Source organism: Thalassobium sp. R2A62 (assembly GCF_000161835.1).
Taxonomy (GTDB): Bacteria; Pseudomonadota; Alphaproteobacteria; order Rhodobacterales; family Rhodobacteraceae; genus Thalassobium.
On record NZ_GG697169.2, the window covers coordinates 909,675 to 930,583 of the forward strand.

The window sequence follows — 20,909 nt, forward strand, 5'->3', positions numbered from 1 at the left end:
AACGATTGGACCGCAACAGGCTCTAAGAATATCCAGCGCGATTGGCACGCCGCTGGATTAAATTGGACCTGCCGTGCTAGGGCGATGCAACTCTATTCAAAGGACATCTTATGACCCTGTTGCAAATTGCCTCGCTGTTGATTGTTTTGGCAGGCGCTTTCGGCGCAATCAACTATCTGTTTTTGCGCCTTCCTTCGTCGATTGGCATCTTGGTTGTCGCACTTTTGGCATCGCTGGCTGTTATGGGGGTCGATCTATTGGTCCCGTCATTGGGCATGGCTGATCAAGTCCGCGACACTGTCCTTGGCATTGAGTTTTCTGAGGCCCTGCTCGAAGGCATGTTGGGGTTGTTGCTGTTTGCAGGCGCCCTGCATGTCAAACTGTCGGACCTTAAACAGGAATGGTTGGTTGTCCTATTGATGGCCACGATTGGCGTGGGTCTATCCACCGTCATTTTTGGCGTCGGGTTTAGCTGGCTGACAGGCATGCCACTGTTGATCGCGTTGGTCTTTGGATCCTTGATTTCGCCGACCGATCCGGTGGCCGTTCTGAGTGTTTTGCGCGAGGCAGACCTTCAAAAATCGCTAGAGACCAAGATCGCAGGCGAAAGCTTGTTTAACGACGGTGTTGGCTATGTTGTGTTTCTTGTCCTTGTGGGCCTCGCCTTTCCCAGCGGCGACCATCATGGATCGGGTCTCGCGGATGCAGCGACCCTCTTTGTCCAAGAAGCGGTTGGCGGTGCTGTTCTAGGCCTCGTGCTGGGATGGCTGACATTTCGTGTCATGCGCCGCATTGATGACTATTCACTCGAAGTGCTGATCACCCTTGGCCTCGCCTTCGGAGGCTACGAACTGGCCGTCTATTTGCATGTGTCTGCACCTATTATGGCGGTTTGTGCTGGCCTGCTGATCGGCGATATCGGAATGAAGAACGGCATGTCGGAAGAGACGCGACAGTACGTCGACGGCTTCTGGAAACTCATCGACGAGATTCTGAACGCGGTTCTGTTCCTGATGATTGGCTTTGAGGTCTTTGCCATCGCCTTTGACATAAGCTTTGTTACAACGGGTGTCTTGTCGATCGGGCTGGCGCTGCTGGCACGTTTGGCGGCTGTTGCTGTTCCAATCCTGATCCTACGCCCCTTCCGCGAGTTTAGCCGCGGCGTGACCCCCATCATGACATGGGGCGGGCTCAAAGGTGGTATCTCGGTCGCTCTGGCGCTGTCGCTGCCCGAAGGTGAATGGAAGCCGCTGATCCTGACAGTGACCTATGTGATCGTGATCTTCTCGATCATCATTCAGGGCCTAACGATCGCTCCATTGGCCAAACGGCTTAACCGTGAACCAGATCTGATGTGATCAGACCCATCCAAATGGAAAAAAAGAGGCCGAACAATCGGCCCCTTTTCTATTTTATGCTGCGCTGCGGGTCTTGTTGCCGCCGCCGGAACGACGTCTGCGGTTACCGCCACCGGGCTTGGCCCCACCAGCGTTGGGTTTTGAGCTCCCACCACCAGGTTTGCCGCCGGGCTTGCCACGGCCACCGCCGCCGCCACCACCGCCGGGACGTCCGGCACCGAACCGACGTCCACCACCGCCACCGCGTTTTGGCTTGGGCTCTTCATGCTCCCACACACGACCGGACGCGACGGGAATATCCATCTTCATCACCTTTTGAATTGAACGCAGTTCGCTCATCTCATCAGGTGCGCAGAATGCAATCGCCATGCCCTCGGCCCCAGCACGTGCTGTCCGGCCAATACGGTGGACATAGTTTTCGGGAACATTGGGCAGGTCAAAGTTATAGACGTGTTTGACGTCTGGAATATCCAGACCACGCGCTGCAACATCAGTCGCAACAAGTACGGTAACCTTGCCCTCGCGGAACGCAACGATTGCGCGCTCGCGTTGACCTTGGGATTTGTTGCCGTGGATAGACACCGCATCAAAGCCCGCCTTTTCCAACGTCTTGTAGAGCTTTTCACAGCCATGCTTTGTGCGGCCAAAAACAATCGCACGCTCGCCTTTGTGTTTGCCCAACAGCTCGATCAGCAGCTTGGGCTTTTCCGACTTGGCGATATAGTGCAGCGACTGTTCGATCTTATCAGCGGCTTTGCCCGGAGGGTTCACTTCGACGCGAACTGGGCTTCTGAGGTAAGCTGCTGCCAGTTCGTTCATCTGCTTGGGCATCGTCGCCGAAAACAGCATTGTCTGACGGTCATCCGCCAGCAAAGGCGCGATTTTGCGCAGCGCGTGAATGAACCCGAGATCCAGCATCTGGTCCGCTTCGTCCAGCACCAGATAGTGCGTCTCGGACAGGCTTAGTGCTTTGCGGTCCAACAAGTCGATCAAACGACCCGGGGTCGCGACCAACAGATCAACACCACGCTCGAGGCGTTTCATCTGAGCCACGATGCCAGCACCGCCAACAACCAGAGCGACCTTGAGGTGCGATCCCTGTGTGTAGTCCCGCAGATTGTCGCTGATCTGCTTGGCCAGCTCGCGCGTTGGAGCGAGGATCAGTCCGCGCACTGTTTTGGGTTCGGGTTTGACGCCAGCGCGCATCAGCGCGTCAATCATAGGCAAACCAAACGCCGCTGTTTTACCTGTACCAGTTTGTGCCAGACCCATCACATCGCGCCCGTTCATAGCGTGCGGGATCGCCTGTGCCTGAATAGGGGTTGGGTCTGTGATGCCTTGGTCGGCAAGCTTCTTAACGAGGCGGGGCATCAGCCCCAGCATATCGAAATCCATGTATATCCTTGTGCGGGGCCGCAGCCCCATAAATGAGGTTCACCCGATGCCAACATGACAACGGGATCGCAATTGGGTTACGCGAACGCTCTGACAGACATGCCGAATTGCATGTGGGCCGAACCTGCGTCGGACCCCCTGCGTGACTGTGGGAACCAGTGGTGTTTTCCGTGTCGGTCGCCCATCGGGGCGGTCTGCTCACGCGGCAGAGGAACACGGATGAGAGCCACATGAGGGTTTGAGCTGCCTTTGTCAACGATTGCTTTGGGGTGGAAACCTGTGGCGACCGGCGTTAAACGGGACCCAGATGACCCCGAGGGCGTGATGACCGACACCATTCTTTCGCGTAGCGCGGCCCGTGGCTTGCGTATGACCGACCAGAGACGCACCATTGCGAGTGTGCTCGAAGAGGCCGACGACCACCCTGATGTAGAAGAGCTGTTTGCGCGCGCCTCTGCCCGTGATCCACGCATCTCCATCGCCACGGTCTACCGAACAGTCAAACTGTTCGAAGAGAGCGGCATTCTGGAAAAACACGAGTTCAGAGACGGCCGCGCGCGGTACGAAGCCGCCGACCGCGACCACCACGATCACCTGATTGACATGAATTCTGGCAAAGTGATCGAATTTGTAGACCCAGAGATCGAAGCGCTGCAGGAAAAGATCGCAGAAAAGTTAGGTTACCAACTCAGAGGGCATCGGCTCGAGCTCTATGGTGTACCCTTGAAAAAAGGCACAAGCTCCTGACACAGTCGCCCGCCTCTGTGGCCCCTGCCCCTTTGCGGCAGAACATTCGCAACATCGGATGGATGATCCTTTCTATGCTGGGCTTTGCGCTGAGCGACAGCGTGATCAAGGTCTTGGTCCGTGATGTCCCAACGGGTCAGATCATCTTGATGGTCGGCACCGGTGGCACAGCGATCTTTGCGCTCCTTGCCCTAAGGCAAAAGGTGCGCATCTTTTCCCGCGATTTTTTTGCGCCCGCTGTCTTGGTCCGCAATATGGCCGAAGGGTTGGGCACGGTTCTCTTTGTTTCTGCCTTGGCTGCTGCCCCCTTGATCACCCTGTCGTCGATCCAACAGGCCGGCCCGTTGATTGTAACGCTGGGCGCTGCGGTCTTTCTCAAGGAACATGTGGGACCTCGCCGTTGGACCGCCGTTTTGATCGGTCTGGTTGGTGTCCTAATCATTCTGCGCCCGACATCCGACGAATTAAACGCGGGCGCACTGCTGGGTGTGAGCGCAGTTGTCATGCTTAGCGTCCGTGATCTGACCACACGAATTGCGCCCCCCAACCTGCACACATTGCAGCTGGCCACGTGGGGGTTTTCAATGTTGATCCCCGCTGGCGCATTGCTGTTGTTCACAACTTCAGCGCCCGTTGCCTTGGATCTGCGGATTTCGGGCTTGGTTGCAGCAACCATTGCCCTGACGATGTTGGCCTATTTTGCAATCACCGCCTCGATGCGGACGGGTGATCTGTCCGTGGTCAGCCCGTTTCGCTATACACGCCTTATCTTTGCACTGATCCTTGGCATCTTGTTTCTGGGCGAACGTCCTGACAGTTGGACCCTGATCGGCGCTGCTATTGTCATCTTGTCCGGCCTCTATGTCTTTGCAAGAGAACGGCGCAAACCGCTTTAACTTTTCAACGATGCGCGATAGCTAGCGCTAACATTACTCATAACCGCACATACGGAGCCAAAAATGAGCACAATCATCGACATTCACGCCCGCGAGATCCTCGACAGCCGTGGCAACCCCACCGTCGAAGTCGACGTGATTTTGGAAGACGGAACAATGGGCCGCGCCGCTGTCCCATCGGGCGCGTCCACTGGTGCCTATGAGGCCGTTGAAAAACGTGACGGCGACAAAGCGCGTTACAAAGGCAAAGGCGTCTTAGAAGCCGTCGCCGCCGTAAACGGTGAAATCGCAGAAGAGCTGGTTGGATTTGACGCCTCTGAGCAGGTTGCCATCGACGGCGCGATGATCGAACTGGACGGCACACCGAACAAAGCACGCCTCGGCGCAAACGCGATCTTGGGTGTCTCCATGGCCGTAGCCAAAGCGGCGGCTGATTTCACAACGCAACCGCTCTACCGTTACATCGGCGGTACATCAGCGCGCATTCTGCCCGTCCCTATGATGAACATCATCAACGGTGGCGAGCACGCAGATAACCCTATCGACATCCAAGAATTCATGATCATGCCAGTGGCTGCGGACAACATCCGCGAAGCCGTGCGTATGGGCTCGGAAGTATTTCACACGCTCAAAGGCGAATTGTCCGCTGCAGACCTGTCGACTGGCATCGGTGACGAAGGTGGTTTTGCGCCAAACTTGTCATCGTCCCGCGACGCGCTGGACTTCATTCTCAAGTCGATCGAAAAAGCCGGCTACAAACCAGGCGAAGATATCTATCTCGCTCTGGATTGCGCAGCGACTGAATATTGCCACAACGGCGTCTATGAGATGAAGGGCGAAGGTAAATCCCTGTCGTCTGATGAAAACGTCGCCTACCTCGAGGCGCTCGTGAATGACTATCCGATCATCAGCATCGAAGATGGATGTGACGAAGACGATTGGGGCGGCTGGAAGGCACTGACAGACACGTTGGGCGGCCGCATTCAGTTGGTTGGCGACGATCTGTTTGTAACCAACCCAGAGCGGCTGGCAACGGGCATCGAGCAAGGTTCGGCCAACTCTCTGCTGGTAAAAGTTAATCAAATTGGGACGTTGACCGAAACACTTAAAGCAGTAGACATGGCGCACCGTGCACAATTCACCTGTGTGATGTCGCACCGTTCCGGCGAAACCGAGGACGCAACAATTGCAGACCTCGCAGTTGCCACAAACTGTGGTCAAATCAAAACAGGCAGCCTTGCACGGTCGGACCGGTTGGCGAAATACAACCAGTTGATCCGCATCGAAGAAGCACTGGCCGAGACTGCTGAATACGCAGGACGCAGCATTCTCAAGTAAGCGCGACCTCTGACATTCAAGAGCCCCCGCCGTGATGCACAACGGCGGGGGCTTTTTGTCTGATCGCAAATCAAAAAAGAAAAAAGGGAGGGCAATCGCCCTCCCTTGAGTTTCGCCACTCAGGCTCATTCTAGTGTACCGCCCGGTTTATTTGCCTGCGGCCTGAGTGTCGTCAGAAGCAAGCGCACCCGCTTCCTTGTCTGTGTGCACCACTTGGGTGTGATGCGATGAGACGGCCGCCGATAAGTTCGACGACCGCCCCGAGAGTTTAGCTACAGCCGGATGTTCCGCCGCAGGTGTTGCACTTCATGCAAGTGCCGTTGCGCACCAGCGTGTAGTTGCCGCATTCGCCACATGGATCGCCCTCGTAGCCTTGCATTTTTGCCTTGTCGCGCGCGGTCAAGCTGACCGAACCGGTAGACAATGACGTTGTAGCGGCTACCGCAACCGCGGCGTTGCCAACCTCTGGCACCAATGTCTGCAATGCCGCAACTGGATCCGCTGACTCATCCAGCACCGTCGCCCCCATGCCACCCTGCAGCACAACCAGTTCCTGAGGAACACGCTTGCGCAGATAGCCAGTCGAGCTGATCTGCTTGAGCACTTCGAGCGATTTCGAAGCTGCAGTTTCCGATACGGATCCTACATTGCTCTTGCCCTCTTCTTCGCCACGGCCAAGGTCGTCGAATGTCTCGCCTGTTGGCTTAACATGCGCCAGATCGGTCCGGTCGAGGTAGGACACAGCCAATTCGCGGAAGATATAGTCAAGGATCGACGTCGCATTCTTAATGCTGTCATTGCCCTGAACCATGCCTGCTGGCTCGAACTTGGTGAAGGTGAAGGCATCGACGAACTCTTCGAGCGGCACGCCGTACTGAAGGCCAACAGAGACTGCGATAGCAAAGTTATTCATCATCGCACGGAAGCCCGCACCCTCTTTGTGCATATCGATAAAGATTTCGCCGAGCGCGCCATCCTCATATTCGCCAGTGCGCAGGTAGACCTTGTGACCACCGACGATTGCCTTTTGCGTATAGCCCTTGCGACGCTCTGGCATCTTGGTGCGGGCCTGTTCCTTTTCGATCTCTTTGATGATGATCTTTTCGACGATTTTCTCGGCGAGAACAGTTGCTTTTTCGTGGTGGTTGCCGCTCTCGAGTGTCTCGAGCGCTTCGTCGTCATCCTCGACCAACGCTGCAGCCAGAGGTTGAGACAGTTTCGAGCCATCACGGTAGAGCGCGTTGGCTTTGATCGCGAGAGACCAAGACAGTTCGTAAGCCTTTTGGCAGTCTTCGATCGTTGCATCGTTCGGCATGTTGATCGTCTTGGAAATCGCGCCAGAGATGAACGACTGAGCTGCGGCCATCATATAGATGTGACTGTCAACACTCAGGAAACGCTTACCTTTTTTGCCACAAGGGTTGGCACAGTCGAACACGTTGTAGTGCTCTTCCTTGAGGTGTGGTGCACCTTCGAGGGTCATTGTACCGCACACGTGGTCGTTTGCCGCGTCGATATCTGCCCTGGTAAAGCCGAGGTGGCGCAGCAGATCAAAAGACGGATCGTTCAGCTTGTCCTGCGGAATGCCCAGCGGGCCGGTGCAAAACTCTTCGCCCAGTGTCCACTGGTTAAAGACAAAGCGGATGTCAAAGGCAGACGCGAGCGCTGCTTCGATCTTGTTCAGCTCGTTTTGGCCAAAGCCGTGACCGATCAACGAGGTGTGGTTGATGCCCGGTGCGTTGCCCATCGAGGCGTGACCGACAGCGTAGGACACGATCTCTTCGATCTGGGCAGAGCCGTAACCGAGTTTTTCAAGAGATGCAGGGACCGATTGGTTGATGATTTTGAAGTAACCACCGCCAGCGAGCTTTTTAAACTTCACCAGAGCAAAGTCAGGCTCGATACCGGTTGTATCGCAATCCATGACCAGACCGATGGTGCCTGTAGGGGCAATCACCGAAACCTGCGCGTTGCGATAGCCGTGCTTTTCGCCAAGGCTCAGCGCTTCGTCCCATGAGGACATCGCCAGCTCAACCAAACGGCTGTCTGGGCAACCAGCGTGATCCAGTGGCACAGGTTTCGTCGCCAGCTTTTCATAGCCGCCGGTTGCACCATACGCCGCATTGCGGTGGTTACGGATGACCCGCAGCATGTGATCCTTGTTTTTGCCGTATCCAGCAAAGGCACCAAGCTCGCCCGCGATTTCAGCCGACGTAGCGTAAGAAACACCCGTCAGGATCGCTGTCAGAGCACCACAGAGCGCGCGGCCCTCGCTGCTATCATAGCCGTGACCCATGTTCATCAGCAGGCCGCCGATGTTGGCATAACCCAGACCCAATGTACGGAAGTCATAAGACCGCTGCGCGATCTCTTTGGATGGGAACTGGGCCATCATGACCGAGATTTCCAATGTCACAGTCCACAGACGCGTGGCGTGCATGTATTCTTCAACCTGAAACTGACCATCTGTGTAGAATGTCAGCAGGTTCATCGACGCAAGGTTACAAGCCGTGTCATCGAGGAACATGTATTCGGAACACGGGTTTGAGCCGCGGATCGCACCGTCTTCTGGGCAAGTGTGCCAGTCGTTGACGGTGTCGTGGTACTGGATGCCCGGATCGGCACAAGCCCACGCTGCGTGACCAACCTGCTCCCACAGATCGCGCGCCTTGATAGTCTTGGAGACATTGCCGTTCTTGCGGTTGACCAATTCCCAGTCCGCGTCTACTTCAACGGCTTTGAGGAACGCGTCCGTGACACGGATCGAGTTGTTGGAGTTCTGGCCAGAGACCGAGTTATATGCCTCAGAGTCCCAGTCAGTATCGTAGGTTGGAAACTCAATGCTTGTGTGACCCTGTTTGGCATAGTCCAACACGCGTTTGACGTAAGTCTCTGGAATTGAAACCTTTTTTGCGGACCTCACGGCGTCTTTCAACGCTGAGTTCACTTTAGGATCATATGCATCCGCTTCGGCACCATCCCAGCTGCGGATCGCAGCAAAGATCGCATTCAACTTTTCTTCGTGCATTTTCGAGCCAGCCACGATCGACGCGACCTTTTGCTCTTCAAGCACCTTCCAATTGATGAAGTCCTCGATATCTGGGTGATCAGCATCGATGATAACCATCTTGGCCGCGCGGCGTGTTGTGCCGCCCGATTTGATCGCACCAGCGGCGCGGTCACCGATTTTCAGGAAGCCCATCAAGCCAGAGGATTTACCACCACCTGACAGCGCCTCACCTGCGCCACGCAGGGACGAGAAGTTTGTGCCAGTGCCTGAACCATATTTGAAGAGACGTGCTTCACGAACCCAAAGATCCATGATCCCGCCTTCGTTCACCAGATCGTCTTCGACCGACTGAATGAAACACGCGTGCGGCTGTGGGTGCTCGTAGGACGACTTGGACTTGGTCAAAACGCCGGTCTCGTGGTCGACATAGTGGTGACCCTGTGCCGGGCCGTCGATGCCATACGCCCAATGCAGGCCCGTGTTGAACCACTGTGGCGAATTTGGTGCTGCGCGCTGTGTCGCGAGCATATAGCGCATTTCGTCAAAATAAGCCTGAGCGTCGTCCTCGGTGGTGAAATAGCCACCCTTCCAACCCCAGTACGTCCATGCACCTGCAAGACGGTCAAAAACCTGCTTGGCGGATGTTTCCCCAGCGATCTCTGCGTCGTCTGTCGCCTCACCGCGCCATAGGAATTCAGGAACACCCTTTTCCTCAATGCACTTGAGCTTTGATGGAACGCCCGCTTTGCGGAAATACTTCTGTGCGATGACGTCGCTAGCGACTTGGGACCAACCAGAAGGGATTTCGCAGTCATCCAGTTTGAACACAATAGTTCCATCAGGATTTCGAATTTCGGACGTTGTCGTCACGAATTCGAGGTCTGCATATGCGTCCTGTCCGGATTTGGTAAACTTGCGTTCAATCTTCATGGTCGTCTGCCCCTTGTCACAATGCCCCGTGCCGTTTGTCGGACGGTGGCCTCTTGAATTAATGCCCTGAAATCTCACGGCGTTCGCGGCGTTAACCGGACGCTGAAACGACAAAAACAGAGAGCAAACCGATAGGTCTTGCGGATACATGGAGCCATTTACTGACTGCTTTGATTGTAATCTGTCCCTGCGGCCCCTGCCACTAAATCTAGTGGGTGTCCCAGTACGCTCATACAAACTGACGTATAGCCCCCTACAGGGTCAACGAGTATTTTATTAAAAGTTCAGGAAAAATTAATTGACGTCAGAACCAATTTTAAGGCGTCAGGCTGGTCACCGATTCATCCACAGACTTGCCCACAAATGAGCCGACTTTTCGAACCGATAAAAACTCAACGTATCAAGGGCGTTAGGTCAAAAACTTGATCAAACAGTTTAACAACTGCCCGATTCTTATTCCCCTTACGTCAATAATTATTAACGCCGAAACAATCTGTTGTAACAGGCTCACAGTTTGACATTGGAACGGTCCAGCCCAGTTTTTCAAAGCCGCCGAGCGCGACAAACCACCCCATATGTAGTGGGTCAAAGCCATCTACCACCCATAGGTGTAGTGGTCTGCCGAAATTAGAAGGCGAAGTGATTCACAACATCTCGGCCAATTTGAGCCGTTGGATTTTGCCTGACGGCCCTTTTGGTAGCTCGTCCAAGATGTGCACGACATCCGGTGCTTTGAACCGACCGACGCTTTGCGTGCACAGCGCGATCAACATATCACCTGCGACCCCTGACCCCTCACGCAGGCGAACTGCCGCCTCGACCCGCTCACCGTATGTGCCGCAAGGCCGCGCAAAGGCTGCGGCCTCGACCACGTCAGGATGCCCATATAGAGCCTCGTCAATTTCGCGCGGCGCGATATTTTCACCGCCCTTGATGATCAGCTCTTTGAGCCGCCCAGTGACATAGATATAGCCGTCGGCGTCCATCCGGCCCAAGTCACCAGTGCGCAACCATTCGCCCGCAAAACTCGCCGCAGTGGCTTCGGCATTATTGAGGTATTCCAACATTACATTCGGGCCACGCACGACGATCTCGCCCTCTTGGTCAATTGGCGCGGTTGTCTGATCGCTCGCCCAGATCTGCACATCGTTGCCAAAGGCCTGACCGGGTGAACCGATCTTGCGGACACCAGGTGGCAGTGGGTTCGATAATATCTGCGCTGCAGTTTCCGTCAAACCCATCGTTTCAACGATCGGTACGCCAAATCGGTCTTCGAAACCGCGCTGGGTTTCGACGGCCAGCGCGGAAGATGCTGAACGCCCAAATCGCAAACGATCAATCGTCGCCTGATCTGGATTCACCTCGGCATGGAGCAGGTGACTAATGATGGTCGGCACGACCGAGAACCAAGTGACCTGCGTATCCCGGGCCTGCTCCCAAAACCGGCTGGCAGAAAACTTTGGCACGATTGTCAGTGAACCACCCGACACCAGCGCGCCCATCACAGTCACGCAAAGTCCATTTATGTGACAAATCGGAAGAACGCAAAAACCACGATCTTGGGGTTTTAGTGCATGAGCCGTGGCCGACGTCCAGCCGCCAGCCAACAAACTGGCGTGCGTGTGAACAACCCCCTTGGGCTTGCCTGTCGTGCCAGAAGTGTACATCAGCAGCGCATGATCCTGCGGTTCGATCTCGCAAAGCTCTACATCGACGGGCGCCGTCGTCGTGACCCTAGATAATCCGTCAGGGGCCACGTCATTGAATGCAGGCACCGTGTTGTCATGCACCAAGGCCAGTCGCGCGCCGCAGTGATCCAAAGAATAAGCGATAGCGTCTCGCCCAGCTGCGAGATTGATCATCGTTGCACGGAACCCACCATAGAGCGCCGCATAAAGCGCAATCAGCCCCTCGCGACCATTGGGATGTAAAATGGCAATGCTATCGCTCTTTTCCGCACCTTCCGACGTCAGAACAGTGGCCAGAGCGCGCGCTTCATCCCGCAATGCTCGCCAATCCAGTTCTTCACCTGTTTCTGGAAACACAGCAGCCACGCCCACCTCAGTCGCCCGATAATCCAGCCAATCACGGACGGTGCCTTCTGGGGGTAAGAGCGGGCTTGTTTTCATGCGCCAGTCTCGGCCCAATAGGTGGCAAAAATATCTTCGACAGCCGGTTCGCGTGCAGGAATCTCGCGTACGATTTTGGTTGTTTGCAAGAAGTGCTTCCAATGCAGGTTGTCGTCGATGGAATTTCCACCCCAAGATCCACAGCCCATTGAGAGCGAGAAAGGCATCCCGTTGTTAAAGGCGCCGCCCGTCGCAAAACAGTGCGCTTGGTTCACGATAACACGACAGGTGGGGATCGCGTTCGCCAAAGTCAGCGCCCGTTCGTCATCTGACGAATGTAACCCCACCGAATGCCCCGCCCCCATATGCAATTGAATTCGTTGTGTAATCTCAACCGCGTCGTCAAAATCGCGTGCGCGATACATGGCAAGGACGCGGCTCAGCTTTTCGCCAGACAACGGGTGGTCAGGTCCAATGCCCGATGTCTCTACGCCAATAAACTCGGTGCCCTCTGGCACAGATCCTGTCAGGCCCAGTGCTTGGATCATGTCAGATGCGTCTTGGGCGATGACCTCGCGGTTCAAATGCCCATCGGGCCAAAGCTTGGACACGATGCCTGCTTCGTCCTCGACGATTGCGCCACCTGTACGCGCCATTGCTGCGACAAAGTCATCCCAGATCGCATCTAGGATCACCACAGCGTTCTCAGACGAACAGGACGTTGCATTGTCAAACGTCTTGGACGCCGTGATTTTCGTGGCAGCCTGATCCAGATCTGCGGTCTCGTCGACGATCACAGTTACATTGCCAGCCCCGACAGCCACGGCTGGCGTGCCACAGGTATATGCACGTTTGACGTTGTTTTGTGATCCCGTGACCACAACGAGATCCGACACTTCGAGCAAGCGCTGCGTGCCTTCTTTGGAACCACGACCAGGCAGCATCTGAACGAGATCACGATTAATACCCGTCTTGTCGAATTCCGCGTAGATATGTTCGATCAACCGTACACAAGTCGGCACCCCCTTTGGCGATGGCGACAGAACAATAGCATTGCCGCATTTGAGCGCGTTGATGATGTTGTTGGCTGGCGTTGCGCCTGGGTTTGTTGATGGGACCACAGCCCCGATCACGCCAATCGCGCGCGCGATCTCGGTTATGCCGGTCTCTGCATCGTCTGAGATGACACCAAACGTCTTAGCACTTTGGATGTCGCGCATCAGGCCCAGTGTCTTGCGGTGGTTCTTGGTCAATTTGTCGGGGACGTTGCCCAGACCAGTTGTTTGAACAGCCAGTTCGGCTAGTTCCAGATTACGTGCGGGTTCCATGATAGCCCACGCAGCAGCCGCAGCCGCGCGGTCATAAAGAGCCTGAGAGCCTGTCGCCTCGAATTGCTGTTGCGCAGCACGTGCGCGGACAACGATTTCTTCTACCTCGGCAATCGGGTCTGGGGCGGTCATGAAAGAATATCCTTGGGGCTAAAATGGCAGAGCGCGAGATTCGCGCCCTGCCCTGTTAATATTTGTCGCTTACAGACCAGCGAGCAACTCTTCGAGAGTTTCCTGACGTGCGGCCCACATGGACAGCACTTCTTGGCGGTTCATGATGTGCATGGGCGATCCGCCTGCTTTCATCTTGCCCGCAACACGGCCATTTTCGAACATGGTTGGAACCACAGCAGCGAGATGATCGATCACCTCTTGTGGTGTGCCCTTCGGCACCATCACACCGCGGAAGTTGACCGACGCATTGTCGATGTCAAAGCCTTGTTCTTGCATCGTTGGGACGTCTTCCATGAACGCATTGCGTTCGATGTCGAACACACCAAGGATTTTGATGTTGCCAGCTTCACGTGCGCGGAACGCATCCGAGAGGTTGTTGACGCCACCCAGAACTTCGCCAGCAATGACCGATTTCATCGCACCGGCACCACCCGCATTGGACGGGATATAGGCCAGATCAACGCCAGCTGCTTTTTCCAGCTGAAGCGCTGCAATGTGGTGACCCACAAACAGACCCGCGCCAGAGAATGTCAGCCCACCTGGGTTTTCCTTGGCATAGTTTACGACGTCATCCATTGAGTTGAACGGGCTGTCCGCACCAACAACGAATACGGCAGGGTCAGCACCCCAATTGGCGATAGGCTCAAAGCTATCTGCGCCATACTCAACACCGCCCTCGATGGACTGCGCGATAAAGTGCGGAATGTTGTAGGCACCCAGCGTATAGCCGTCTGCTTCAGCCTGCGATGCAAACCAGTTCCAACCAACACGGCCACCCGCACCTGGTTTGTTGATGATGGCAATTGGCATACCCAGCGCATCATCATTGCCCGCTGTCATTGTAACGATACGGGCCTGAAAGTCAGTCGCACCACCGGCACCATAGCTGACCATCAACATGATCGGGCGCTCTGGGAAATCGCCGTGGCCTTCTGCGACGGCTGCGCCGCCCATCATCATCAGGGCCGTTGCGGCCCCTGCGATCCATTTTTTCATAGTCTTTCCTCCCTAAGGGTTTGCTCTGCCGCTTTTGCGGTTCAGAAAAAGATCTCTCGCGGTGTGTAGACATTGAGTAGTGCCGCGAAGAGGCCATACATCACTGCCAGAAACCCGGCTGTGATGATGATGCGTTTGATCCAGCTACGCATTTCGCGGTGCGGTGCTGGGTCGTATAGGCTGAGTAGAATGAAGAATGTGATGGTTGAGGCGGTATAGAACCCCAACCCTTTGGCCGCCCAAAAGACATAGATCACCATGATGATCAGGCCTGGTAGGATGTTGCGCATGTCTTGGCCCGACAGACCCTGCCCCACACGGCTGCGGCCCATGACCGCCTTGGCAAAGGTCCAAATCGCAAGCACCACAAACAAGCTCGAGATCATCCGCGGGAATAGAAATGCCGCCGCGGGCTCTTGGGTGAAACTGATATAGGCGATCCAGACACCGACTACGGCAACACTGCCGGACATGATTATGTGCTGGTTGCGGGGTAGATCGTTCATCCGATGATCTCTTCTTTTGAGGTAAAGCGACGATTGCGCAGCTCCATCCATGCCGAATAGGCAACCGACAGGACCACGATTGCGATCAGCGTTACGTTCAATTTCCCTGTAAAGAAGTAGCTACCTATGCTGGATGTCGCATTGGCAATCATTGACCCTTGGACAAAGTTCGCCTCGGCAATCGGTCCTAGGATCAGACCCAGAACAAGCGGTGCCGCTGAAAAGCCGAAGCGTTCTAGGCAATACATCCCCAAGCCCAACGAGGCCATCACATAGACATCCCCCATCGAGTGCTGCACCGAATAGCTGCCGAAGACAGCGAGGCCTAGAACAACGGCGGCCATCACAGAATGCGGCACACGCGCGACGCTGGCCGCCAGCCCAGCAACATATAGGCCAAAGATACACATCAAGATCTGACCGATCAGCATCGAGTTGATGAACGTCCAAGCCACATCAGGGTGATTGTTGAACAAATCCGGCCCCGGAAAGATCCCGTGGATCAACAGGCCACCCAGTAGGACCGCAGCAGTTGGCGACCCTGGGATTGACAGCGTCAGCAGCGGCACCAAGGACGGGCCAACCATCGCATTGTTTGCGGATTCAGCGGCAATAACGCCTTCGCTATGGCCTGTTCCGAACTTACCGCGCTCGGGGCTAAATTTCTTGGACTGATCATATGCAACCAAACCGGCGATTTGACCGCCCACACCGGGGATCAATCCAATGATGCTGCCGACGGCGGTACCAATGCCCAACGCGCGGTAGCGCTTAGCAACCTCGGCCACAGCCTCGCGGATCGGTGATTTTTTGACCGTGATGACTTCGGCGTTGCTGGTCGTGCGTCCTTTGGCAAACATCGTGATGACCTGCGGGATCGCAAAGAGACCAATCAAGGCAGGGATCACATTGATGCCGCCCCCCACTGCTGGGTGAAAGATAAACCGCTGCGCACCCATGATGTCATCAAACCCAATCGTGGCGAGCCACAGGCCAATGCATCCGGACAAAAGGCCTTTTACCACCGAACTGGAATCAAGTGATCCGATGACCGTGACGCCGAGGATTGCGAGCCAGAACAGGTGGGATGGTCCAAATTTAAGCGCCCATTCCGCCAGCACAGGTGTCAGAAAGATCAGCAATAGAACGCCAAAGACGCCGCCCACTGCCGAGGCCAAGAACGACAATTGCAGGGCTTTGGCGCCTTCGCCCTTTTGCGCCATCGTGTGCCCATCGAGCGTGGTCGCAATGTTTGCGGGTGCCCCGGGTATCTTGAGCAGGATCGCACTGACAGCGCCCCCTGCGACAGTCGACGTATATGCAGCCCCCAGCAAGATTAGGCCCTGCGCCGGTTCAAGTTTGAACGTAAACGGGATCAACAATGCGACCGCCATTGTGGGGGACAAACCGGGGGTCGCACCCAATATCAGGCCCCCGATGGTCCCAACCATCAACAGCAAAAAGTTAAAGGGCGTGAACACGTCGCCCATGTAGCTGAGAAATTCCAAAGCGGCAGCCCTCTTCCAAAAGCAGCAATTGACCTTTGAGGTTAGGTAATGAAAATAGTTTTGCAAATGTTTTCATAAATTCACTGAATTTTGGTGTTATATGTCTGATAATAAAACTAAAAGAGCCGATATTGTCGATGTTGCAAACGCCGCAAAGGTGTCGCCAGCAACAGTGTCGAGATTCTTTAATCGCCCCGAATTAGTAAACAGCGCCACCCGCAAAAAAATTGATCGGGCGGTCAAACGGCTGGGTTATATTCGCAATCGCGCGGCTCAGACGATCCACGGAATCCGTTCTGGCACCATTGGTCTGCTGGTGCCGACGATCAATCACGCGATCTTTGCTGAGTTGGTCCAAGCCTTTTCAGACACCGTGGCCGAACACGGCTTTACCATTCTGCTGAGTTCGCACAATTACGACAAAGCCAACGAGTACGCGATCCTGCGCAAGTTTCTGGAACACCGCGTGGACGGGGTTGCGCTTGTGGGGCTCGACCACTCTGAGGAGGTCTATAATCTGATCGAAAGCCAGAACATTCCAGCGATGTCTCTTTGGAATTTTGATCCCGTGTCGCGGCTACCATGCGTTGGTGCGGATAACTACGAAGTTGGTCGAAAGATAGCGGATCACGTGTTGGCCGGTGGCCACTCAGAGATAGCCACGTTGTTCCCACCCCTAGGAGGCAACGATCGCGCGACCTCGCGTGCCCGCGGTGTTCATGACGCATTGGCGGATCAGGGGCACAGCCCAAACGAAGACCAACGGCTTGAGACGCCCTATAGTATTTCAGCGGCCAAGGCTGCAGTGCAGCTTTACCTCGATACAGGGCAACGCCCACACGCCATCCTGTGCGGCAATGATGTCTTGGCCTTGGGGGCTGTCTATGCGGTACAATCACGAGGTCTGCGTGTGCCCGAAGACATCGCCATCACAGGAATTGGTGATTTCAAAGGATCCCGAGATGTCGAACCAGCGCTAACGACGGTTCGTATTCCTGCGCGGACCATCGGACAATTGGGCGGTAACGCCTTAGTCCAGTCCATCATTGCGCCAGATACAAAACTCGAAAACCAGCTGTGCCCATCTGAGTTGATGGCACGGCGGTCTTGCTAGCGCTGGTGTTCAATCAGGAGGACTATGATCACCATATCGGTGACAAAATGGTCGGGACGGTAAGATTCGAACTTACGACCCCCTGTACCCAAAACAGGTGCGCTACCAGGCTGCGCCACGCCCCGAACCGAGCGCTGTGTAGGACGGACAGCGCGGATTGGAAAGCCAAAAAACGCACCTGAATGCAATTTATTGGTTTTGTCTTTCAGATGATCGTAAAGACGGGCGCTTTAGCTGGCGCAAGGGGCCGCCGCTATCGTCTGATCAAGCGATGGATGGCTCAGAGTATCGCCAGTTTCGATGCCCAGACGCGCCGCCAGACCACCATTGATTTCCAGAACGGCCAGAACACCACCACCACCTGGAATCGCTGTCAGATCACCAGGGATCGCGTTGGCATGGATGCGGGTGATTAGACCCGTTTCATCAGCAAAGATCATATCGAGGGGAATCAACGTGTTCTTCATCCAGAACGCGACCTGTTGGGGGCGTTCATACATAAACAACATGCCTTCGAGTGTAGCGAGGTGAGGCACATTCATGAGCCCCTGCCCCCGCTCCGCAGGCGTATCAGCTACAGTGACCGTGAAACGCGCTTGGCCAAAGTCGCCGTCGACGACAACAGCCAACGGATCACAGTCGGCGGTTGCCGCTGTAGCCAAAAACAAAATTGCCGAGATAAATCGAAACATAGCGCCCTTACTCTTCTTTCAGGGCGACCTCCCACGATGCAACCTGTGCCGCCATGCGCCCTCGTTTACCGTCAACCACGCGGACGCCAATCGCCTCGCCGTATTGCAAATCGGCCAAACCTGACCGGCGCAAGACCTCGACGTGGATAAAGATATCGTCCGACACCCCAAAAACATTGGCAAAGCCAAAGCCCTTGGACTTGTCGAACCATTTCACACGTGCTGGCTCTAGCGCAACACCTGTCAAATCCGCATCTTCAAAGCCATCATCATGTGGTGTTTTGTGATCTAGGTCCATTTCCGGCGGCGTGATCGTAATAATTTCGGCTGCCTGAATCCCGCGCTCGGTATCGATCACAGACAATTCAATCGCTGACCCATCAGCGACTGAACTTTGACCAAAATTTCGTAACACGTTTGCATGCAGCAGAATATCAGGTCCGCCGTCATCTGCGACGACAAAACCGAATCCTTTGCTGGGATCGAACCATTTCACTAGGCCGCGCATCGATCGCGCGTCACTTGTGTTCTCTAACATTTCTTTTACCAATCTGAGAGCGCACCCAAGAGCCGCTTGCTGTCGATTCATGGTCATGAAAATTAACCGAGAACAAGAGGTCACGAAAATTAACCGAGAACAAGAGCGCAAGAGATCAAAAATTGATCAATTGATATAATTTATGGGTTCAGCCTCACAACACTCCATGGCGTACCACTACCCTTGCGTGTCCAACGGAACCTATCGTGCAGCCGAAACGCTCCGTCTGCCCAAAATTCAATCTCGACCGGTGTGATGCGAAAACCACCCCAGAACGGAGGGCGGGACGGTGACGTCCCCTGCTTGGAAGTTTCCTTGGCAACTTGGGCCATCAACGCACCGCGCGATGCCAACGGACGAGACTGTTGTGACGCCCACGCCCCTAGCCGGCTTTTGAGCGACCGAGACGCATAGTAGGCATCCGCCTTTTCCCCATCTTCTCGGGCCACTGTTCCGCGCACACGAATTTGACGATGCAACGACTTGTGGTGCAGGACAAAGGCCGCTTTGCCAGCCTGTTCGATTTCTAGTGCCTTTTGGCTCTCATAGTTGGTGTAGAAAACAAACGCATCGTCTTCGATATCTTTGAGAAGCACCATCCGCACGTTGGGCAGGCCGTCCGCATCTATAGTGGACAGCGCAATAGCGTTTGGGTCATTGACCTCAGTCGCCTCACCCTCGGCCAGCCACGTCCGCGCCAAAGCAAAAGGGTCATCACCTGCAAAAATGCCGTCTCGTTCCATCGTCGCTGTTCCTTGTCTCGCCGTCAGTCCATTGTGACATATCTAATGCACCCGTGCCATACGACCAGTTGCCGTTTTGGTCGCTGTCCCTTGATGGGTTCCACGCAATGGCCTAAACCGATCAAGAACACCGATCCGAAAAGGACACGAGGGACTATGTCGACACAGTTGATGAGCGGAAAGCGCGGCCTGATCATGGGTCTTGCCAATGATAAATCGATCGCATGGGGTATTGCCAAAGCGCTGGCTGACCAAGGTGCAGAGCTGGCATTCTCCTATCAAGGTGACGCGCTTAAGAAACGGGTCGATCCGTTGGCCGCAGAGCTGGGCTCAGACGTTGTACTGCCGTGCGATGTTGGGGACGAGGCATCCATCGACGCGCTCTTTGACGCGCTCAAAGACAAATGGGGCAGCATCGACTTTATCGTGCATGCCATTGGTTTCTCAGACAAAGGTGAACTGCGCGGTCGCTATGTCGACACCACGCGCGGCAATTTTGCAATGAGCATGGATATCTCGGTCTATTCCTTTACCGCTGTTGTGCAGCGTGCTGAAAAAATGATGAACGAGGGCGGCTCTTGCCTGACACTGACCTACTATGGTGCCGAAAAAGTCATGCCTCACTACAATGTCATGGGCGTGGCCAAGGCCGCACTCGAAGCGTCTGTACAATATCTGGCCGAAGATCTTGGCAAGGACGGCATCCGCGTCAACGCGATTTCAGCGGGTCCAATCAAAACTCTCGCGGCATCCGGCATTGGCGATTTTCGCTACATTATGAAGTGGAACGAATATAACTCGCCTCTGCGCCGCAATGTCACGACCGAAGACGTCGGCAAAGCTGCCCTGTTCCTGCTCTCTGATCTAGGCAGCGGCACAACCGGCGAAAACCTGCATGTTGACTGCGGATATCATGTCGTTGGCATGAAGGCCGTTGATGCGCCAGACATGGCCAAATCCTAAGAAAAACCCGAGGTTCAGACTGCTCTGAACCTGCTGCTGTTGAACGAGGCACACTATGACCGACCGTCTACCCCACGAAAAAGGCTTTCACATCAGCTGGGACCAAATCCACCGTGATAGCCGTGCGCTGGCGTGGCGCTTGGATGGCAATGGGCCTGACAATGGCGCATGGCGCGCCGTTGTCGCAATCACTCGTGGCGGCATGGCCCCTGCAATGATTGTTGCCCGCGAATTGGATGTGCGGACGGTCGATACGATCTCGGTTGTATCCTACCATTCAGGCGGTGGTGCGGCGGATCAACGTCGCGAGGCAAAGGTTCTCAAATCACCTGACCCCGAGATCATGGGCGACGGCACTGGCGTGCTTGTTATCGACGATCTGGTCGATAGTGGCAAAACCCTCGAACTGGTGCGCGAGCTCTATCCAAACGCCCATTTTGCAACTGTTTATGCTAAACCTGAAGGCGAACCACAGGTAGATGATTTCATCACTGGGGTCAGCCAAGACACGTGGATTTTCTTCCCGTGGGACATGGCAATGCAGTACGTCAAACCCTACCGTGGGACCGACTAAAACCCGCCTGCCATTGGTCGGCATTCGAAG

General features: G+C 55.1%; 17 protein-coding genes and 1 tRNA gene. 7 read left to right on the forward strand and 11 right to left on the reverse strand.

What is annotated here, in order from left to right; all coding sequences use genetic code 11:
* Nucleotides 1-110: 110 nt before the first annotated feature.
* Nucleotides 111-1,358, forward strand: coding sequence for a sodium:proton antiporter (locus TR2A62_RS04490; RefSeq protein ID WP_009158283.1), 1,248 nt, complete (start codon nucleotides 111-113; stop codon nucleotides 1,356-1,358).
* Between the two features lie 54 nt (nucleotides 1,359-1,412).
* Here the strand turns inward: TR2A62_RS04490 and TR2A62_RS04495 are convergent, their stop codons facing one another.
* Nucleotides 1,413-2,753 (reverse strand): DEAD/DEAH box helicase, encoded by a 1,341-nt coding sequence (locus TR2A62_RS04495; RefSeq protein WP_009157623.1) that lies wholly within the window; start codon nucleotides 2,751-2,753, stop codon nucleotides 1,413-1,415.
* 324 nt (nucleotides 2,754-3,077) lie between these two features.
* On the opposite strand from TR2A62_RS04495, the gene TR2A62_RS04500 reads away from it, so the two are divergent.
* The 3 genes from TR2A62_RS04500 (at nucleotide 3,078) to eno (ending at nucleotide 5,734) form a co-directional block, all read left to right on the forward strand.
* Nucleotides 3,078-3,500, forward strand: a complete 423-nt coding sequence (locus TR2A62_RS04500) for a Fur family transcriptional regulator (RefSeq protein WP_040821134.1) — start codon at nucleotides 3,078-3,080, stop codon at nucleotides 3,498-3,500.
* 32 nt (nucleotides 3,501-3,532) lie between these two features.
* Nucleotides 3,533-4,396, forward strand: coding sequence for a DMT family transporter (locus TR2A62_RS04505; RefSeq protein WP_223296073.1), 864 nt, complete (start codon nucleotides 3,533-3,535; stop codon nucleotides 4,394-4,396).
* A 63-nt stretch (nucleotides 4,397-4,459) separates the two neighbouring features.
* On the forward strand, nucleotides 4,460-5,734 hold the full coding sequence (gene eno / locus TR2A62_RS04510) for a phosphopyruvate hydratase (RefSeq protein WP_009158928.1): 1,275 nt from the start codon (nucleotides 4,460-4,462) through the stop codon (nucleotides 5,732-5,734).
* A 268-nt stretch (nucleotides 5,735-6,002) separates the two neighbouring features.
* On the opposite strand, the gene TR2A62_RS04515 is transcribed toward eno, so the two are convergent.
* From TR2A62_RS04515 to TR2A62_RS04540, 6 genes are all read right to left on the reverse strand, one after another.
* Nucleotides 6,003-9,674, reverse strand: coding sequence for a vitamin B12-dependent ribonucleotide reductase (locus TR2A62_RS04515; protein ID WP_040820206.1), 3,672 nt, complete (start codon nucleotides 9,672-9,674; stop codon nucleotides 6,003-6,005).
* Nucleotides 9,675-10,318: 644 nt separating this feature from the next.
* Nucleotides 10,319-11,803, reverse strand: coding sequence for an AMP-binding protein (locus tag TR2A62_RS04520; protein ID WP_009157656.1), 1,485 nt, complete (start codon nucleotides 11,801-11,803; stop codon nucleotides 10,319-10,321).
* Entirely contained in the window at nucleotides 11,800-13,203 is a 1,404-nt protein-coding gene (locus TR2A62_RS04525; RefSeq protein WP_009159697.1) for an aldehyde dehydrogenase family protein, read from the reverse strand. The genes TR2A62_RS04520 and TR2A62_RS04525 overlap by 4 nt, the downstream gene beginning before the upstream one ends.
* A gap of 69 nt (nucleotides 13,204-13,272) precedes the next feature.
* Entirely contained in the window at nucleotides 13,273-14,241 is a 969-nt protein-coding gene (locus TR2A62_RS04530) for a tripartite tricarboxylate transporter substrate binding protein (RefSeq protein WP_009160738.1), read from the reverse strand.
* Between the two features lie 41 nt (nucleotides 14,242-14,282).
* Nucleotides 14,283-14,747 carry a tripartite tricarboxylate transporter TctB family protein gene (locus tag TR2A62_RS04535; protein ID WP_009157962.1) on the reverse strand — a complete coding sequence of 155 codons (465 nt, stop codon included), beginning with the start codon at nucleotides 14,745-14,747 and terminating at the stop codon, nucleotides 14,283-14,285.
* On the reverse strand, nucleotides 14,744-16,255 hold the full coding sequence (locus TR2A62_RS04540; RefSeq protein WP_009157486.1) for a tripartite tricarboxylate transporter permease: 1,512 nt from the start codon (nucleotides 16,253-16,255) through the stop codon (nucleotides 14,744-14,746). The genes TR2A62_RS04535 and TR2A62_RS04540 overlap by 4 nt, the downstream gene beginning before the upstream one ends.
* A gap of 100 nt (nucleotides 16,256-16,355) precedes the next feature.
* Here TR2A62_RS04540 and TR2A62_RS04545 point away from each other — a divergent pair, with 100 nt between their 5' ends.
* Nucleotides 16,356-17,369, forward strand: a complete 1,014-nt coding sequence (locus TR2A62_RS04545; RefSeq protein WP_009159737.1) for a LacI family DNA-binding transcriptional regulator — start codon at nucleotides 16,356-16,358, stop codon at nucleotides 17,367-17,369.
* Between the two features lie 48 nt (nucleotides 17,370-17,417).
* On the opposite strand, the gene TR2A62_RS04550 is transcribed toward TR2A62_RS04545, so the two are convergent.
* The 4 genes from TR2A62_RS04550 to pdxH all read right to left on the reverse strand — a co-directional run bounded on the left by TR2A62_RS04550 (nucleotide 17,418) and on the right by pdxH (nucleotide 19,342).
* Nucleotides 17,418-17,494: transfer RNA gene (locus TR2A62_RS04550), tRNA-Pro, on the reverse strand.
* 105 nt (nucleotides 17,495-17,599) lie between these two features.
* Entirely contained in the window at nucleotides 17,600-18,061 is a 462-nt protein-coding gene (locus tag TR2A62_RS04555; protein WP_009159115.1) for a DUF192 domain-containing protein, read from the reverse strand.
* Between the two features lie 7 nt (nucleotides 18,062-18,068).
* Nucleotides 18,069-18,599: a cold-shock protein gene (locus TR2A62_RS04560; RefSeq protein ID WP_040820209.1), complete on the reverse strand. Its 531-nt coding sequence runs from the start codon at nucleotides 18,597-18,599 to the stop codon at nucleotides 18,069-18,071.
* Between the two features lie 140 nt (nucleotides 18,600-18,739).
* Complete coding sequence (gene pdxH, locus TR2A62_RS04565; RefSeq protein WP_009159010.1) at nucleotides 18,740-19,342, reverse strand: pyridoxamine 5'-phosphate oxidase; 603 nt, start codon at nucleotides 19,340-19,342, stop codon at nucleotides 18,740-18,742.
* 156 nt (nucleotides 19,343-19,498) lie between these two features.
* Here pdxH and fabI point away from each other — a divergent pair, with 156 nt between their 5' ends.
* Both fabI and gpt read left to right on the forward strand, forming a co-directional pair.
* A complete protein-coding gene (gene fabI / locus TR2A62_RS04570; RefSeq protein WP_009157298.1) occupies nucleotides 19,499-20,305 on the forward strand; it encodes an enoyl-ACP reductase FabI in 807 nt (268 codons plus the stop codon).
* A 55-nt stretch (nucleotides 20,306-20,360) separates the two neighbouring features.
* On the forward strand, nucleotides 20,361-20,879 hold the full coding sequence (gene gpt / locus TR2A62_RS04575; RefSeq protein WP_009160190.1) for a xanthine phosphoribosyltransferase: 519 nt from the start codon (nucleotides 20,361-20,363) through the stop codon (nucleotides 20,877-20,879).
* The last annotated feature ends 30 nt before the right edge of the window (nucleotides 20,880-20,909 follow it).

Excerpts from the sequence above, each read along its gene's own strand:
- TR2A62_RS04490 (WP_009158283.1), top strand. The coding sequence starts at position 111 with ATGACCCTGTTGCAAATTGCCTCGCTGTTGATTGTTTTGGCAGGCGCT.
- TR2A62_RS04495 (WP_009157623.1), bottom strand. The coding sequence starts at position 2,753 with ATGGATTTCGATATGCTGGGGCTGATGCCCCGCCTCGTTAAGAAGCTT.
- TR2A62_RS04500 (WP_040821134.1), top strand. The coding sequence starts at position 3,078 with ATGACCGACACCATTCTTTCGCGTAGCGCGGCCCGTGGCTTGCGTATG.
- eno (WP_009158928.1), top strand. The coding sequence starts at position 4,460 with ATGAGCACAATCATCGACATTCACGCCCGCGAGATCCTCGACAGCCGT.
- TR2A62_RS04515 (WP_040820206.1), bottom strand. The coding sequence starts at position 9,674 with ATGAAGATTGAACGCAAGTTTACCAAATCCGGACAGGACGCATATGCA.
- TR2A62_RS04520 (WP_009157656.1), bottom strand. The coding sequence starts at position 11,803 with ATGAAAACAAGCCCGCTCTTACCCCCAGAAGGCACCGTCCGTGATTGG.
- TR2A62_RS04525 (WP_009159697.1), bottom strand. The coding sequence starts at position 13,203 with ATGACCGCCCCAGACCCGATTGCCGAGGTAGAAGAAATCGTTGTCCGC.
- TR2A62_RS04530 (WP_009160738.1), bottom strand. The coding sequence starts at position 14,241 with ATGAAAAAATGGATCGCAGGGGCCGCAACGGCCCTGATGATGATGGGC.
- TR2A62_RS04535 (WP_009157962.1), bottom strand. The coding sequence starts at position 14,747 with ATGAACGATCTACCCCGCAACCAGCACATAATCATGTCCGGCAGTGTT.
- TR2A62_RS04545 (WP_009159737.1), top strand. The coding sequence starts at position 16,356 with ATGTCTGATAATAAAACTAAAAGAGCCGATATTGTCGATGTTGCAAAC.
- TR2A62_RS04555 (WP_009159115.1), bottom strand. The coding sequence starts at position 18,061 with ATGTTTCGATTTATCTCGGCAATTTTGTTTTTGGCTACAGCGGCAACC.
- TR2A62_RS04560 (WP_040820209.1), bottom strand. The coding sequence starts at position 18,599 with ATGTTAGAGAACACAAGTGACGCGCGATCGATGCGCGGCCTAGTGAAA.
- pdxH (WP_009159010.1), bottom strand. The coding sequence starts at position 19,342 with ATGGAACGAGACGGCATTTTTGCAGGTGATGACCCTTTTGCTTTGGCG.
- fabI (WP_009157298.1), top strand. The coding sequence starts at position 19,499 with ATGTCGACACAGTTGATGAGCGGAAAGCGCGGCCTGATCATGGGTCTT.
- gpt (WP_009160190.1), top strand. The coding sequence starts at position 20,361 with ATGACCGACCGTCTACCCCACGAAAAAGGCTTTCACATCAGCTGGGAC.